The 14,896-nt window shown below is 33.3% G+C and carries 19 protein-coding genes, 1 tRNA gene and 1 pseudogene; 15 read left to right on the forward strand and 6 right to left on the reverse strand.

Annotation, left to right across the window (positions count from 1 at the left end; genetic code table 11):
* Nucleotides 1–123: 123 nt before the first annotated feature.
* From UZ34_00005 to UZ34_00020, 4 genes are read left to right on the forward strand one after another with little or no spacing between them, the layout of a single operon-like run.
* Entirely contained in the window at nt 124–1,572 is a 1,449-nt protein-coding gene (locus UZ34_00005; GenBank protein AKO63886.1) for a hypothetical protein, read from the forward strand.
* A gap of 4 nt (nt 1,573–1,576) precedes the next feature.
* Nucleotides 1,577–2,563 (forward strand): HIT family hydrolase, encoded by a 987-nt coding sequence (locus tag UZ34_00010; GenBank protein ID AKO65108.1) that lies wholly within the window; start codon nt 1,577–1,579, stop codon nt 2,561–2,563.
* Entirely contained in the window at nt 2,564–2,860 is a 297-nt protein-coding gene (locus UZ34_00015; protein AKO63887.1) for a hypothetical protein, read from the forward strand.
* Nucleotides 2,861–2,864: 4 nt separating this feature from the next.
* Entirely contained in the window at nt 2,865–3,239 is a 375-nt protein-coding gene (locus UZ34_00020) for a hypothetical protein (GenBank protein ID AKO63888.1), read from the forward strand.
* A 116-nt stretch (nt 3,240–3,355) separates the two neighbouring features.
* Here UZ34_00020 and UZ34_00025 read toward each other — a convergent pair whose 3' ends face one another.
* Both UZ34_00025 and UZ34_00030 read right to left on the reverse strand, forming a co-directional pair.
* Nucleotides 3,356–3,634 carry a hypothetical protein gene (locus tag UZ34_00025; GenBank protein AKO63889.1) on the reverse strand — a complete coding sequence of 93 codons (279 nt, stop codon included), beginning with the start codon at nt 3,632–3,634 and terminating at the stop codon, nt 3,356–3,358.
* Nucleotides 3,635–3,824: 190 nt separating this feature from the next.
* A complete protein-coding gene (locus tag UZ34_00030; GenBank protein ID AKO65109.1) occupies nt 3,825–4,025 on the reverse strand; it encodes a hypothetical protein in 201 nt (66 codons plus the stop codon).
* 479 nt (nt 4,026–4,504) lie between these two features.
* Between UZ34_00030 and UZ34_00035 the strand changes: the two genes are divergently transcribed.
* From UZ34_00035 to UZ34_00070, 8 genes are all read left to right on the forward strand, one after another.
* Nucleotides 4,505–4,972: a hypothetical protein gene (locus UZ34_00035; protein ID AKO63890.1), complete on the forward strand. Its 468-nt coding sequence runs from the start codon at nt 4,505–4,507 to the stop codon at nt 4,970–4,972.
* Between the two features lie 266 nt (nt 4,973–5,238).
* Nucleotides 5,239–5,469 (forward strand): hypothetical protein, encoded by a 231-nt coding sequence (locus UZ34_00040; GenBank protein AKO63891.1) that lies wholly within the window; start codon nt 5,239–5,241, stop codon nt 5,467–5,469.
* A complete protein-coding gene (locus UZ34_00045; protein AKO63892.1) occupies nt 5,441–6,163 on the forward strand; it encodes a hypothetical protein in 723 nt (240 codons plus the stop codon). Before UZ34_00040 ends, UZ34_00045 begins: the two co-directional genes overlap by 29 nt.
* A gap of 125 nt (nt 6,164–6,288) precedes the next feature.
* A complete protein-coding gene (locus UZ34_00050; protein AKO63893.1) occupies nt 6,289–7,293 on the forward strand; it encodes an alcohol dehydrogenase in 1,005 nt (334 codons plus the stop codon).
* Between the two features lie 273 nt (nt 7,294–7,566).
* Nucleotides 7,567–7,638 (forward strand) — tRNA-Ser (locus tag UZ34_00055).
* A 26-nt stretch (nt 7,639–7,664) separates the two neighbouring features.
* The gene (locus UZ34_00060; GenBank protein AKO63894.1) at nt 7,665–7,886 is read left to right on the forward strand and encodes a hypothetical protein; all 222 of its coding nucleotides are present in this window, start codon (nt 7,665–7,667) and stop codon (nt 7,884–7,886) included.
* On the forward strand, nt 7,879–8,643 hold the full coding sequence (locus UZ34_00065) for a molybdopterin-synthase adenylyltransferase (protein AKO63895.1): 765 nt from the start codon (nt 7,879–7,881) through the stop codon (nt 8,641–8,643). The genes UZ34_00060 and UZ34_00065 overlap by 8 nt, the downstream gene beginning before the upstream one ends.
* Nucleotides 8,644–8,669: 26 nt before the next feature.
* Nucleotides 8,670–11,477 carry a valine--tRNA ligase gene (locus tag UZ34_00070; GenBank protein AKO63896.1) on the forward strand — a complete coding sequence of 936 codons (2,808 nt, stop codon included), beginning with the start codon at nt 8,670–8,672 and terminating at the stop codon, nt 11,475–11,477.
* Here the strand turns inward: UZ34_00070 and UZ34_00075 are convergent.
* The 4 genes from UZ34_00075 to UZ34_00090 all read right to left on the reverse strand — a co-directional run bounded on the left by UZ34_00075 (nt 11,474) and on the right by UZ34_00090 (nt 13,551).
* Nucleotides 11,474–11,710 carry a SirA family protein gene (locus UZ34_00075; protein AKO63897.1) on the reverse strand — a complete coding sequence of 79 codons (237 nt, stop codon included), beginning with the start codon at nt 11,708–11,710 and terminating at the stop codon, nt 11,474–11,476. The two genes, UZ34_00070 and UZ34_00075, sit on opposite strands and share 4 nt — an antisense overlap.
* A complete protein-coding gene (locus UZ34_00080) occupies nt 11,707–12,153 on the reverse strand; it encodes a bacterioferritin (GenBank protein AKO63898.1) in 447 nt (148 codons plus the stop codon). Before UZ34_00080 ends, UZ34_00075 begins: the two co-directional genes overlap by 4 nt.
* 77 nt (nt 12,154–12,230) lie before the next feature.
* Nucleotides 12,231–12,623, reverse strand: a complete 393-nt coding sequence (locus tag UZ34_00085; protein AKO63899.1) for a glutathione S-transferase — start codon at nt 12,621–12,623, stop codon at nt 12,231–12,233.
* Between the two features lie 49 nt (nt 12,624–12,672).
* Nucleotides 12,673–13,551 (reverse strand): N-acetylglucosamine kinase, encoded by an 879-nt coding sequence (locus UZ34_00090; protein AKO63900.1) that lies wholly within the window; start codon nt 13,549–13,551, stop codon nt 12,673–12,675.
* Nucleotides 13,552–13,607: 56 nt separating this feature from the next.
* On the opposite strand from UZ34_00090, the gene UZ34_00095 reads away from it, so the two are divergent.
* The 3 genes and pseudogenes from UZ34_00095 (at nt 13,608) to UZ34_00105 (ending at nt 14,863) form a co-directional block, all read left to right on the forward strand.
* A complete protein-coding gene (locus tag UZ34_00095) occupies nt 13,608–13,790 on the forward strand; it encodes a hypothetical protein (protein ID AKO63901.1) in 183 nt (60 codons plus the stop codon).
* Nucleotides 13,791–13,834: 44 nt separating this feature from the next.
* Nucleotides 13,835–14,041, forward strand: coding sequence for a hypothetical protein (locus tag UZ34_00100; protein ID AKO63902.1), 207 nt, complete (start codon nt 13,835–13,837; stop codon nt 14,039–14,041).
* A 45-nt stretch (nt 14,042–14,086) separates the two neighbouring features.
* A pseudogene (locus UZ34_00105) lies at nt 14,087–14,863 on the forward strand (hypothetical protein).
* Nucleotides 14,864–14,896 lie beyond the last annotated feature (33 nt).

The following is a 14,896-nucleotide window of genomic DNA, read 5'->3' on the forward strand; positions in this document are numbered from 1 at the left end:
TAATACTGATTCACAATCTTTGTATGTGTATGAGGAGCTTCCAATCGATGAACATAAACTGACTTTGGGACTGAGAAAGGGAAATCTCCAGATAATCTAGTTAAATTAACAACGCAATATCGAATGCGTGAACCCATATGTAAGTTAATAAATGAAAGGTTTTATGATGGTACGTTAGAGACCGCTAAAACGATTGAGACGGAATATACAAAAAATAAAAAAAATGTTCCAAAATTTTTTACTAATCCATTAATGGTTATCGATACGAGTAAACAATATCCATTTTCAAACATAAAGCCTCGTACTTACTCTAAATATAATATTTTGCATGGCATTGTTATTAGAAATCTTCTATATCATCTCCAAAATAATGGTTATACAGATAATCCTCACGAATTAGGTGTAATTGCTCCTTTTGCTGCTCAGGCAGATTTAATTGCTAAGTTAATTGATGAGAGGGGTGTCACTAATGTTGAGTGTGGAACTGTACATCGTTTTCAAGGAAATGAAAAAGATATTATTTTTTATGACTTAGTTGAAAGTTATGGAAATTTATATACGAGCAAAAATATTAATGATGCCAAGCTAATTAATGTTGCATTGAGTCGTTCTAAATATCACTTGGTGTTCATTGCCAATTTAGATTATTTAAACCAGAGACTAACTGCAAATTCTCCTATGAGAAGTGTCATAAGTGAGGTCATTAAAAAAGGTAAAGTTATTGATGCCAAAGAAGTGATTAATTTAGGACCAGCATCTTATGATGTTGAATTAGAAGATGTGAAATCTGAAAATATAGATTTCGATAAAAATGGTTCGAAGTTTTTTGACCAAAAAACTTTTGATAAAGCAGTATTTGAGGATGTTAGAGCAGCAAAAAAATCAGTTGTTATTTTCTCAGGGTTTAGCACACCTAATCGAATCGCAATCTGGAGTGATTTATTTAGGCAAAAAATATCTGAAGGCATAAAAATAAGATGTGTTACGCGCTCACCAAGAAATCAAGGAAATATTGATGAAGGATTGGCTAACGAAGCTATTAATGCTCTTACTAAAATTGGAGTAGTAGTTGACCTTCGGCATGAAATTCATGAAAAAGCAGTATTTATTGATGAAAATATATTTTGGTATGGTTCTCTAAATCCTCTCTCACATACAGGTAAAACAGAAGAATCAATGCTGAGAGTTCCAAGTAAACAATTATGTCTTCTAAAAGCTAGATATGAAATTTATAAGCGTGGTTATAAAAATGAGGATTCACCATTTTCAATAATTACCGAAAAAGAAAATCCAGATTGCCCAAAATGTAAAAGTCTTATTACATTCCATCATCGAGGTAAATTTGGTCCCTACTACCACTGTGAAAGTTGTCAATGGAAAGAGAGTGTGGATAAATTTAATCGAAATAATCTGAGGTCAAATGAGATTGATGAAATTTCTGAAAACAAACCTGTTGAAAAAGAAACTAAATGTAACGTTTGTAATAAACCAATGAAATTAAAAAAAGGAAGATTTGGTTATTTTTATGGATGTACAGGTTATCCGCAATGTAAAAATACTGAAAAAGCATAATGTTATGAACTTCCAACAGCTTAAAGATTTTATTGTAAATAAAATGCGAATGTCGCATATTTACCAACCTGTCATGCTGATTGAAATTCTCAAAAAAGGTGGATATGCCTCCGCAGAACAAATTGCTAAAGCCATCCTCAATCATGACCCAACTCAAGTAGATTATTACAAAGAAGTTGTCAGAAATATGGTGGGTAAAGTACTGACTTCAAATAGAGGCATCACTGAAAAAAAAGGCGATACCTATTCACTTATTAATTATGAAAAATTAACTAAAACTCAAACTAAAGAACTTATTTCTTTATGCCAAGAAAAAATAAAAGAATACGATAATAAAAGAGAAGGTTCTCAATGGGAACATCGCAAAAGAGGCAGAAAACTTATTTCTGGTTCAACAAGATATAAAGTCATTCAAAGAGCCAAAGGTCGATGTGAGGCTTGTGGAATTTCCATTAAAGAAAAGAGCATTGAGGTTGACCATATTCATCCAAAAAGTCTGGGTGGTAAAGATGACCTTTCTAACTATCAAGCTCTCTGTTATACCTGTAATTCGCAAAAGAATAATAAAGATGATACGGACTATCGTTATTTAGATGCTGAATATGAGCATCGTGAAGCTGATTGTTTGTTCTGTAAAAAACAAAAGCAAAAAGGCATTAAAAATGAGAATACATTAGCTTATTTGATACGAGACGGATTTGAAGTTACCAAACATCACTCTTTAATCATTCCAAAAAGACATTGCAAAGACTACTTTGAATTAACCCAAGCTGAAATTAATTCGATTAATAATCTTATCCATATTGAAAAAGAGAAGTTACAGAAACTTGATAAATCAATAACTGGGTTTAATATTGGAGTTAACTGTGGGGAAGATGCGGGACAGACTATTTTCCATTGCCATGTTCACTTAATACCAAGAAGAAAGGGCGACGATAAATCACCACGAGGTGGGGTAAGAAAAGTAATTGATGGAAAAGGTAATTATTAAATGAAAAAACTATTACTAGTATTTCTGTTTGTATGTTCTGCAAATGCTAATGATGGTATTCCTGATAGGTTTGATAATGACTTTGATAATGACGGCATTATGAATCAGTTTGACTATGATGCAGATAACGATGGGATTATGAATCAATTCGATTACGATGCTGACAATGATGGAATCATGAACCAGTTTGATTACGATTCAGATAACGATGGAATAATGAATCAGTTTGACAATGACAGAGATAATGACGGCATCATGAACCAATTCGATAATGACCACGATAATGTCGTATGGTAAGAATATGAAAAAACTATTACTAATATTTCTTTTACTTCCCACATTTGCTTTTAGTGAAACATGGCGATGTGTTGATGACAGAACATTAGAAGAATTTCATTTTGAAAGAAAAGGAGGTGGTTTTGATTGGTTGAGTCCTAATCGTGAAACTCTTCCATATGGAATTATCAAAGAAACGAACAAATATATTCTTATAAGAAAAGAATTTACTAATAAAGAATATGCCTCTATTACAACACTTATCCTTAATAAGAATTCACAAAGTTTTAGTCTCGTAATATTTGGTGCAGACTATGATGGGGATGGAATGACTGATGACCGCCCAGTATCATCTTCAGGTAGTTGCGATGTATATGAAGGTAAAAAAGTCACACCTTAAAACAACCTTGAATCTACATCTCTACTAATCCAATCTTCCGTCTGTTGTTTCATACCTTCCCAATCTTTTACTTCTTTTTGACACCATAGAATTTTGTGATGATACAAATCTTGATTTTAATCTAGGAAGTTATAACCAACTGTTTTCATCTTTGAATTAATCTGGGATAGGTTTTCTGATTCATCAGTTATTTTCTGTAAATTTATTGCTTCAATACCAGTTTCACTGACAGCAATTTGATATGTGACATTGTCCCCCGCTTGCAAATGAGCATTCAATGATGAGGGATTTCTGTACTCTGAGTAATGAAAGAATATTTCTTCATTATCATAATTTGCTTGAACCACTCCATTCCCTTTATCAACATTGAAAAATTTGATGACCCCACTTGGCATGCTTGAACTCCATATAATAATACCCATGAAATTCTAAGTGTAAATTATGAAAATCTCATGACAGTTAATATCATTTTGACAATGATTTAATATGTCATTTGATTGTCATAAAATTTAGATAAATTAGTATTGTGCCAGGTCATCTGGCATTTCATGCTTTACTCTCAAAAACCGGGTTCGCCCGGTTTTCTTATTTATAGTGCTTTTCTAACACTTCTAGATGGTCTTCATATTTTGCAATCATTTCGATTTCTTTTTCCATTGCCTCTAACACATCTGAATGTTCCCCAATTCCTGCAGGATTTTCTAAATACACTTCAATATTTGCCTTATGTTTTGCAATATGTCCTTCGGCATGTGCTCGAATGGCAGTTAATAATTTACCTCGAATACTCATCACATCTCTCCAATTAAGTTATAGGGATTTCTTATTATCAGTATTTAAAAATTCTTTGCAGAATTGCTAATTAGAATGAGAATGATTTTTGTTTATGAAAAACTAAATATTTGTCATAAATCTTTAATATATAGAAGATACTATATGTATGGTTTTTTACTTCATAAAGAAATGCTACTCCTTTGAACCCTGCTTCGGCAGGGTTTTTTTATGTCGATAAATATCCATGTTGTGTATCAAAACAACCTCGAGTCTATATCTTTACTAACCCAGTCTTCCGTCTGTTGTTTCATAACCACCCAATCTTTGACATCTTTTAATATCTTCATAAATAGCAATATGACAAAAAAATGACAATACTCGGGATAGTGTCATTTGTTTCTAATTATAGTGAACTAACTTATACAGATTTACCTCTTACGCACGTCTTTATTTATTAATGGACACTTTTTCAATTAAATATAAGGGAATTTATGAAACACACATTTTCATCAATCATCATCGGTTTAATTATGTCAATTACATCTTTTACAGCTTTCGCTGCTAAAGATATTGTCGACACTGCAGTTGAAGCAGGAAATTTTTCAACGTTAGCAAAAGCTCTTCAAGCTGCGGAATTAGTTGATACATTGAAAGGTGACGGACCATTTACTGTATTCGCACCTACAGATGACGCATTCGCAAAAATTCCACAAGCTGACCTTGAGGCTTTATTAGCAGACAAAGATAAATTAACTGCTGTTCTAACCTACCATGTCGTAGCTGGCAAAGTCATGTCAAAAGATGTGAAAGAAGGTGATGTTCCTACTGTGAACGGCAAAAATATTAAAATTACGACTGCTGATGGAGTTGTAGTAAATACATCAAAAGTAGAAGCAGTAGATATTGAAGCTTCAAATGGTGTAATTCATGTCATTGATTCAGTATTAATGCCAGAGTAATTAAAAGGGATAAATATGAATATTAACTACTTATTAATACTATTATTTGTGTCTTTAGCATCCTGTTCGACTTATTAGAAAATAGCAAAAATTAATCAACCCTGCTTCGGCAGGGTTTTTTATGTCTATAAAAATTCATATATATAGGTCATTGTGTTAGAGGATAAGGAGTGACTACAGAATATATTTGTTTAAAAATGAACTATTGATATACCAATAATCATAACCTTGTATTCCACTTAACTATATTGTGAAGGGTCGAATAAATGAAAGAGGGCATCGTCAATTTTAAACATTTAGATAACGCTAAATCAACTTATTTAAAGCACTTACTTTATGCTACAAAATTCAATTGTATAAGCTTACTTATTTTTATAACTGGATTAATACATAGTTTTTTACCTTTTTTATTTGCCTATACTCCATATAAACTAGCAAAGTATATTGTTACCGAAACGGAAAAACATCTTGGAAGACCTGAAGAAGAAATTAAGTGAAGGTGTTTATATACAATCTAGTGGAACAACTGGCGAATCAAAAACTATTTTCCGAACACCTGAAAATTTAAGACACTGCAATAAATCTGCAATAGACTCACAAAAAATTACAAAAAATTCACGAATTTATACTGTATGTAAAATGGGACATGCAGGAGGTATGTTAGCTCAAACTCTGCCAGCTTTGAGTATTGGAGCTGATGTTGTAATTGAAGATTTTAATATTAAAAGATTTATTAAAGAGTTTTATAAATATACCCATACTCATCTGACTCCACGACAGGCAAAAATTATTATGAGTCATAGAGATTTTAATGAAATAGACTTCTCTAAATTTTGGATAACTTGTGGGAGTGATTGTGTTGATTGGGAAACAATAAGAGCATTTGTTAATAGGGGTGCAACTTTTATGGTTAATTGGGGAATGAGTGAGATTGGACCATGTGCGATTAATATCGTTTTTTCAAAAGACAGCTCTATAGATGATTGTATTTCTTTAGCACCAAATAATTTATCCATAATGGGTGAAAATTTTTATTGTGACTATCAAATATCTGATTCAAATGAATTAATTGTTAAGGGAGATATTTGTATTTACGATGATTGGTTTGCTACTGGAGATTTAGTTGTGAAAAAAAATAAAATATCTTCACATCATGCAAAACCTATTATGTATTTTTTAGGTAGAAAATAAGTTCATATAGATAATTAACCACTACTGACTATTAACTGCAAACATTTATTTGGGGTATTTATATTTTAGGAGCAGGGCGATAAAGCAGTGTTTACAGAATATTTAATAAGGTTAATAATCAAGTAATGAAAAATAAAACTTACGCAAAAATTGAAAATAAAGATAAGCTCGAATTACTTATCACAGAGCTTCCAAATATAGACGATAACGAAGTTTCAATCAAAGTCATCAACTGTGGAATATGTCATAGCGACATAAGTGCAATAGATAATGCTTGGAATCTTTCTAAATACCCCCTTGTAGCTGGTCATGAAATAATAGGCGAAGTGGTTCAAATAGGAAAAAATGTCAAAAATCATAAAGTTGGAGACATAGTTGGGCTGGGCTGGCACTCTGGATATTGTCATGATTGTGAATATTGTAAAAATGATGATTTCAATTTCTGCGTAAAAACAAAAAAGACTATTTATAGCCAAACGGGTGGTTTTGCTGAATTTGTAAATGCTGATTCAACAGCTGTAATCCCTATACCGAAAGGAATGGATTTAGATAAAATTGGACCATTATTATGTGGAGGAATAACTGTTTTTACTCCAATCATCGAATTCAATATAAAAAAAAATGACAAGGTTGGAGTAATTGGAATTGGAGGCTTGGGACATTTAGCAATTAAATTCCTCAAAGCAGTTGGTTGCGATGTAACAGCTTTTTCTTCATCTCCCGAAAAGAAAAATGAAATATTATCAATGGGAGCAAATGAAGTTATTCAATCTAATAATGATGAAACTTTAAAAAAATATAATGATAGATTTGATTTCATCATATCTACTGTAAATCATAAACTTAATTGGAATCAATATCTCGGGTGTCTAAAGCCTAGAGGGAGACTTCATATGGTTGGAGCAACATTGGATACTTTAGATGTAAGTGTTTTCAATCTCATGAAAGGGCGTAAATCAATTTCAGGGTCACCAGTTGGGAGTCCTAAAAATATTATCAAAATGCTTGAGTTTGTAAATAAACATAATACTTATCCAGATGTTGAAATTTTCAGTTTTGATTCTATAAATGAAGCAATTTCAAAATTGAGAAAAAATGAGATTAGATTTAGGGCAGTTGTTAAATGGTAGCATTAGATGAAGCATATTTAAGAAGTTGTTACGATAACCATTTAATAGTTGATTTTGGAATTAAGTTGCCATAAATAATTAAAACAACCTTAAGTCTACATCTCTACTAATCCAGTCTTCCGTCTGTTGCTTCATACCTACCCAGTCTTTTACTGCTTTTTTTAACTCCGAAAAATAGTATTTTATTATCAACTTGGATATACTTATTCAGTCCTGATGTTGTCCTTATGAAAAAAGGACAATAATGTTTTTAACCGAAAAAGAACCGTTATTTTGGGCGTAAGTTGGCTAGGAACAGGATTGTGATTCCTGTTGTCGTGGGTTCGAACCCCATCAGCCACCCCAAATTCTAGTTTATAATCGAATCAATAATGAAGATATCAATCTTAATTCTATTTTTTATGATCAGCAGTTGTAAAACTATTAGTCATATATCAAAAAATAAAATTGATTTTGAAAGATATGCAGATACAGGAAATAGTTCTTCATTTGAAGTTCTGGAAAATCTTGAAAGTTATAGACCAGCAACTTGTTCAGATATGTCTAGAAATCCATTTATGACTAACAGGTATGAATTTAAAATAAATGAATGACCAGAATTTAGAAAGATATGGAAGACATATCCTACTCCCGGAAATTGACTTCGAAGGCCAACAAAAGCTTTTAGACAGTCATGTCTTAGTGGTTGGGTTAGGTGGTCTCGGATCGCCAGCATCTATTTATCTCGCCTCGTCTGGTATTGGTGAGTTAACCTTATGTGACTTTGATGATGTCGAATTATCAAATTTGCAAAGACAAATAGTGCATACAGAAGATAATCTAAAAATTAATAAAGCATATTCTGCTAAAGGTTTTATTTCATCAATAAATTCAAATATCAGTATTAATGTTGTTGATAAAAAATTAAGTGAAAATGAATTTGATATTTATGTAAATAAATATACAGTGGATGCAATACTGGATTGCTCAGATAATTTTCAAACCAGATATAGTGTAAATAAAGTAGCCTTTAAAAATAAAATTCCTCTTATCTCTGGTTCAGCCATTCGATTCGAGGGTCAGCTCGCTATTTTTGATTTTAGGGATAACAGTTCAGCTTGCTATGAATGTTTGTTTCCTGACAATGGCGAAGAAAATGAATTGAGATGCGCAGATCATGGGATACTTGCACCAGTGGTTGGTATTATTGGGGTAATGCAATCTCTAGAGACAATTAAAGTGCTATTGAATCTCAGTCCTATTAAAAATAAGTTAAAGATCTTTGATGGGAAAAGCAATGAATGGAAAACAATCGCATTTAAAAAAGATAAAGAATGTGCAATCTGTTCATGTTCATCCGATCAATTCTAAAAGCATCATGATAAAATAACTCCCTTATGCAAGAATTAGAAAAATCCTTTAATCCATCTTCTATAGAGTCTAAGTGGTACGCCTTCTGGGAGCATCAGGGTTATTATCAATGTGGATTAGATGAAGAAAAAAAAGATAATTTTTCAATTTTATTACCACCTCCGAATGTAACCGGGACCCTACACATGGGGCATGGCTTTAATCAAACTTTAATGGATAGTTTGACTAGGTATCATCGCATGAGAGGATCTAATACCTTGTGGCAGCCAGGCACAGATCATGCAGGCATAGCAACACAAATAGTTGTTGAAAGACAATTGGATCAACAAAATATCTCAAGACTTGACTTAGGACGTGAAAAGTTTATTGAGAAAGTCTGGGAATGGAAAGAGGAGTCCGGGGGTAAAATAACTCAACAAATGAGGAGGCTTGGCACCTCGCCTGACTGGAGCCGTGAAAGATTTACCATGGACGAAGGTTTGTCAAAAAGCGTCAATCAGGTTTTTGTAAAATTATTTAATGATGGCCTCATCTACCGAGGCAAGCGTTTAGTTAACTGGGATGTAAAGTTACAAACCGCTGTATCTGATCTTGAAGTAATTCAAGAAGAAGAAAATGGTCATTTATGGCATATCGATTATCCCCTTGCTAATAATCAAGAAGAAAAATTAACCGTTGCAACAACAAGGCCAGAAACAATGCTTGGTGATGTAGCCGTGATGGTTCACCCAGACGACGATCGCTATAAAAAACTCATTGGCTCAAATGTTATCCTCCCCCTGATCGGCAGAGAGATCCCAATTATTGCTGATGAGTATGTTGATATGGAGTTTGGGACAGGAGTCGTAAAAGTGACTCCAGCACATGACTTCAATGACTATGAAGTGGGTAAAAGACATTCTTTAGACATGATTAATATAATGAGCCTTGATGGGTTCATTAATGAAAATGGTGGTGAATTTAAAGGTCTGGAAAGATTTGAAGCGCGAAAAAAAATTGTCGAAAGTCTCAAAGAGCAAGGCTATCTAAATAAGGTAGAAGATTACCGTCTAAAAATTCCAAGAGGAGATAGAACTAACGTCGTTATAGAACCACTCCTCACGGACCAATGGTTTGTGGCGATGAGTAAAAAAGTACACCAAAGTCCAAGCATTGCTGAGGAGGCTTTGAATGTTGTAAAAAATGGTGAGGTGAAGTTTTACCCTGATAATTGGAAGAACACCTACAACCAGTGGTTAGAAAATATTCAAGACTGGTGTATCTCCCGACAGCTCTGGTGGGGCCATCAAATACCTGCGTGGTATGGACCCAATGATGAAATCATTGTCGCTCATGACAAAGAAGAAGCACAAAAGATTGCTACTGAAAAAGGCATTGATCCAAAAAATTTACAGCAAGATAATGATGTCCTTGATACATGGTTTTCATCTGCCTTGTGGCCATTTTCGACATTAGATTGGACCCCTGAATATCCAAGCGTTTCAAATCCTGTGATTGACAAATATTTGCCTTCATCTGTTCTGGTAACAGGGTTTGACATTATTTTCTTCTGGGTAGCGCGAATGGTCATGCTAACGAAATACGTTACTGGAAAAATTCCTTTCAAACATGTATACGTGCATGGGCTGATTCGGGATTCAGAGGGCCAAAAGATGAGTAAGTCGAAAGGTAATGTTCTTGATCCTATTGATTTAATTGATGGAATTGATCTAGACAAATTGGTTGATAAAAGGACCTATGGATTAATGAATCCAAAACAGAAAGAATCAATCGCTAAACGTACTAAAAAAGAATTTCCAGATGGAATATTAGCTTATGGAACGGATGCACTAAGATTCACTTTTGCCAGCTTAGCGTCTCCAGGCCGAGATATAAAATTTGATTTGAATCGTTGTGAGGGTTATCGAAATTTTTGTAACAAGATTTGGAATGCCTCTCGGTTTGTTTTAATGAACTGTCCAGATGATGATAATGGTTTTGAGCAATGCACAGACGGATTCATGAATTTCTCTCAAGCAGATCGATGGATTACGTCAATTTTTCAAAATACATTAAAAAATATTGAGTCTAATTTTGATAATTATCGTTTTGATTTAGCGGCTCAGGAGATGTACCAATTCATCTGGGATGAATATTGTGATTGGTACCTTGAAGTAGCTAAGGTGCAATTAAATAATTCTAATTCTGAAGCAACGATTCGAGGGACCAAAAGAACGCTGCTAGGGTTACTAGAAAATATTCTTAAAATGGTCCACCCTATGATGCCATTTATTTCAGAAGAAATTTGGCAGATTATTTCTCAGAAAACGGGTACGCATTCTGAAACCATTATGTTGCAAAGTTATCCTTTATCCAGGGAGAAAAAAATTGATAAGGATGCAGAAGCATGGATGCAGACTTTAAAAAATATGGTGGAAGAGTGCAGAAAATTAAGAGGTGAGATGAATATTTCTCCTGCAGAAAAAGTGCCACTTCTCATTATTGGCAATGCAGAAGCTATCCAGTCATATCAAGATTATCTAGTTCAGCTTGCTAAACTAGAATCCATATCTGTTGTTGATAGTTTTGAAAAAATTGATGCCCCAGTTTCAATCGTCGGTGAATATAAATTGATGCTTAAAGTCGAAATTGATGTTGCCGAGGAAAAGCAAAGATTGCAAAAAGAAATAGATAAGTTAATGATAGAGTTGAAAAAAGCTGATGGTAAATTAGCAAATCAATCGTTTATAAAAAAGGCACCGAAGAGTGTGATCACTCAAGAAAAAGAGAGACAAAAAAAATTCTCGGAAGATTTGCAAAAATTTAAAGAACAACTATCTAGATTAGATAGCTAGCCCTTCAATATCCTAATGATGAAGGTTTCATTTTCACTTCGATCATCAATAAACTCATGATCAGTATATTCACAAAAAGCCTTTAGATCTTTAACCGCATTTTTATCTGTAGCAATAATTTTTAAAATCTGACCTTTTTTTATATTGCTTAAAGCTTTTTTTGTAGAAAGAAGAGGCATTGGGCATTTCTGCCCAATGGCATTTAACTCTACTTCGTTGCGATTTTCACTCATTTATTGAATGGTTCCATATCGCCAGGATTTCTTAACATTTTGTCAACTTCACCTAAATGCAATTCTTCATTGTAAATCATTTCTCTGGCATATTCCTCTAACATCACCGAATGGCCTTCAACCAGTTTCAGTAACTCTTTATATGAGTTCAAAGCTGACATCTCATGGTCTAAAGATTCTCTCAAGATGTCACCGATATCATGGTTCTCAGTTTCTAGTAAAGGCCCAATTGCAAGAGATGGGTGTCCGCCAAGATTGGTAATTACCTCCCCAGCTTTATTTGCATGGTCCAGAGATTCAGTGGCTTGATCTCTGAGCCATGAAATGATTGGAATTCGGCTATATCCGTAAACCATTAGGCTGTAATGAGTATAGCGAACCACACCTGCCAGTTCTAATTCTAAGATTTTGTTAAGTGCATCAATTATTTTTTTGTTATCCATGATAAATCCCTAAGGTTAAATTTAAGATGATTTAAACATAAAAATTAAAGGGTTGCAGAAACAAGAATGATTGTTATTTAGATTCTTATTAGAAAACTAACAATATTAAGAATAGCCATTGCGATCATGGTCCAAAAGGTAAACTTCATTCCATGAACCCGCTGTTTTAGATCCATGGTTTTTTTTAAAAATGATTTTGCATGGACAATCCTGCCATAGGTAAAACAAATGCCAGCTATAAATATAAGTGAGAAGTGAATTTTATTTAATTCCATACATGCCATCATGATTAACCCAAGTGGCACATACTGACTAAAATTGGAGTGGGCTGCAATGGCCTGCTCAAGCTCTTTATTTTTTGCAAATCCTATCGTAATTTTATGTTTACGTCGTATTTGGATGACATTTTTAGCTAAGTAGAAGTATAGAAAAAAGAGTATCGAACTAAATAAGGCAGTCACAGGGATCATGTTAAGTCTCTAAAAGATAATGAGTTAATTATATTCAAATAAGGTTTTATTACAACAGAGCTGCCCCATAAACACCAGCAGAGTCTCCAAGCTTATTCATTATAATTGGTGTTTTGAGAGATTCAGAAAAAACATACTTTTGTGTTTCCTTAAAACCGTCGTTATAAAGACTTGCCAAGTTTGATAACCCACCGCCTAAGACAATAATATCTGGGTCAATGCTATTAATAATATTGGCAACAGATCTTCCAAAATTATTTAAAAACTCATCAAAAATTTTTATTTCAATACCATTTTTATTTCTCTTGTTAAGAAACTCTTTAGCAGAATAATTAATTCCATATTTTTTTAATTGAGTTTCTATTCCGCCACCTGATATGTAGGTTTCTACACATCCTCTTTTACCGCAATAGCATTCATTACCATAAGGATATAAGACGGAGTGGCCCCATTCACCTGAAATTAAATTTGGACCCAAGCGTAATTGATTATTAAACACAAAACCACCACCACAACCTGTTCCCATAATAATTCCAAATACCAGCTCATAGTCTTTGCCAGCCCCAAGAGTTGCTTCCGCTAGAGCGAAACAATTTGCATCATTTTCGATTTTGACAGAGTGATTAAGTCTTTCTTCAATCATTGCTTGTAAGGAAGTGCCATTTAGGCATGTGGTATTCGAATTTCTTAGCAGCTTTGTGTCAGGCGCAACGGAACCAGGAGTACAAATACCGACTTTAAAGTCATTTGATGCAACCACACTCAATGCTTGAGAATAAATTTTTGATATTTGGTTGATGATATGGTCCGGACCTTTTTCGGCCTCAGTTGGGATTCGCTCTCTAAATATAGCTAGTTGATCCTTAAGAACAATCGTTTCAATTTTTGTACCACCAAGGTCAATGCCAATATTAAATTTAGGAGTCATTGAGGAAAATATATTTTTAAATTAAAGTTTGGTCAAGTTTTTGATAATATTGTTTTATGGATTATGTATACCAATTAATAGCTTTAATCTTTTTTTTCTTTATTTTCAAACATTCATGGGATGGTTACAAAGAATTTAAAGTCGCCAATGATGTGAGAAAATCTGAAATTAAAAGAATGTGGCTTCTCTTTTTAGTAATCTCATTTATTTTTGTCTACATTCTTTTAAGCGATAGTTAAAATCATTTTTAAGCTCATCTATATAAAAACAAAGGATCACAATTATGATTAAGTGGATTAGTACAGTTTTGGTTCTAACAGGTATTCTCTTAACTAATTTAAATTTATACCCATTAAATATTTATTTTCATGGTTTAGGAGTTATTGGTTGGACAATAGCCGGACTTTTATTTAAGGACAAGGCTATTCTTGTCAATTTTGGACTACAAATCCCACTATTTTTATTTGGTTTTTTAAAGACAATTATTTAACTTTAACTTGAATGAATTATTTAAATATATTCAAATCAGTAAACTATGAAAAAAATTCATATACCAAAGGCACAAGACAAAGAACTTGCACTATCTTGCTTAGTTGCGAATGAGCATTTATTAATTGAGGATATTCCTGGAACTGGGAAAACACAGTTAGCTAAAGATTTATCAAAATTCTCTAAACTACCAACTAACAGAATACAGTGTACTAATGATCTTATGCCTGCCGATGTTCTTGGTTACTACCGCTTGACGACTGGGAATAAATTAAAATTTATAGAGGGACCAGTCTTTACAAACATCCTACTAATCGATGAATTAAATCGTGCGCCGTCCAGAACACAGTCAGCCTTATTAGAGGCCATGGAAGAGCTTCAAGTTACAATTGAGGGAAAGACATATAAGTTACCTGATCCTTTTTTTGTGATTGCAACACAAAATCCGAGGGAGCAGATAGGGATATTTGATTTACCAGAGTCCCAATTAGACCGTTTCAGTATTTGTATCAATATGGACCATAAAAGTAAAGAAGACTACCTTGACATAATGAATCAAACAAAATTAACTAGCCAACAGTTCAAAAAAAATATATTAACTATCAAGAAGAAAATGAAGGGTATTCATTTTGAGGATAGCTTAAAAAATTATTTACTGAACATTTTTGAAAATATTGAAAATATTATCAACAAAAATCTAGCAATTAGGCCAAGACTTCAGATACGGAGATTAGCCGAGGCTATGGCCTCAATAGACAACAGAGATTTTGTAATTCCAGAGGATATTTTAATTTTTTTAGTCCCATCCCTTAGACATCGCCTCTCAACTAATAATTATGAGGAAATTCATGAGATT

This window comes from Methylophilales bacterium MBRSF5, assembly GCA_001044335.1.
GTDB lineage: Bacteria > Pseudomonadota > Gammaproteobacteria > Burkholderiales > Methylophilaceae > BACL14.

Bases quoted from the DNA above. Each gene is read 5' to 3' on its own strand.
- UZ34_00095 (AKO63901.1), top strand. From the start codon at position 13,608: ATGGATTATGTATACCAATTAATAGCTTTAATCTTTTTTTTCTTTATT.
- UZ34_00020 (AKO63888.1), top strand. From the start codon at position 2,865: ATGAAAAAACTATTACTAATATTTCTTTTACTTCCCACATTTGCTTTT.
- UZ34_00005 (AKO63886.1), top strand. From the start codon at position 124: ATGCGTGAACCCATATGTAAGTTAATAAATGAAAGGTTTTATGATGGT.
- UZ34_00015 (AKO63887.1), top strand. From the start codon at position 2,564: ATGAAAAAACTATTACTAGTATTTCTGTTTGTATGTTCTGCAAATGCT.
- UZ34_00065 (AKO63895.1), top strand. From the start codon at position 7,879: ATGAATGACCAGAATTTAGAAAGATATGGAAGACATATCCTACTCCCG.
- UZ34_00025 (AKO63889.1), bottom strand. From the start codon at position 3,634: ATGCCAAGTGGGGTCATCAAATTTTTCAATGTTGATAAAGGGAATGGA.
- UZ34_00090 (AKO63900.1), bottom strand. From the start codon at position 13,551: ATGACTCCTAAATTTAATATTGGCATTGACCTTGGTGGTACAAAAATT.
- UZ34_00080 (AKO63898.1), bottom strand. From the start codon at position 12,153: ATGGATAACAAAAAAATAATTGATGCACTTAACAAAATCTTAGAATTA.
- UZ34_00075 (AKO63897.1), bottom strand. From the start codon at position 11,710: ATGAGTGAAAATCGCAACGAAGTAGAGTTAAATGCCATTGGGCAGAAA.
- UZ34_00010 (AKO65108.1), top strand. From the start codon at position 1,577: ATGAACTTCCAACAGCTTAAAGATTTTATTGTAAATAAAATGCGAATG.
- UZ34_00085 (AKO63899.1), bottom strand. From the start codon at position 12,623: ATGATCCCTGTGACTGCCTTATTTAGTTCGATACTCTTTTTTCTATAC.
- UZ34_00050 (AKO63893.1), top strand. From the start codon at position 6,289: ATGAAAAATAAAACTTACGCAAAAATTGAAAATAAAGATAAGCTCGAA.
- UZ34_00070 (AKO63896.1), top strand. From the start codon at position 8,670: ATGCAAGAATTAGAAAAATCCTTTAATCCATCTTCTATAGAGTCTAAG.
- UZ34_00040 (AKO63891.1), top strand. From the start codon at position 5,239: ATGAAAGAGGGCATCGTCAATTTTAAACATTTAGATAACGCTAAATCA.
- UZ34_00035 (AKO63890.1), top strand. From the start codon at position 4,505: ATGAAACACACATTTTCATCAATCATCATCGGTTTAATTATGTCAATT.
- UZ34_00100 (AKO63902.1), top strand. From the start codon at position 13,835: ATGATTAAGTGGATTAGTACAGTTTTGGTTCTAACAGGTATTCTCTTA.
- UZ34_00060 (AKO63894.1), top strand. From the start codon at position 7,665: ATGAAGATATCAATCTTAATTCTATTTTTTATGATCAGCAGTTGTAAA.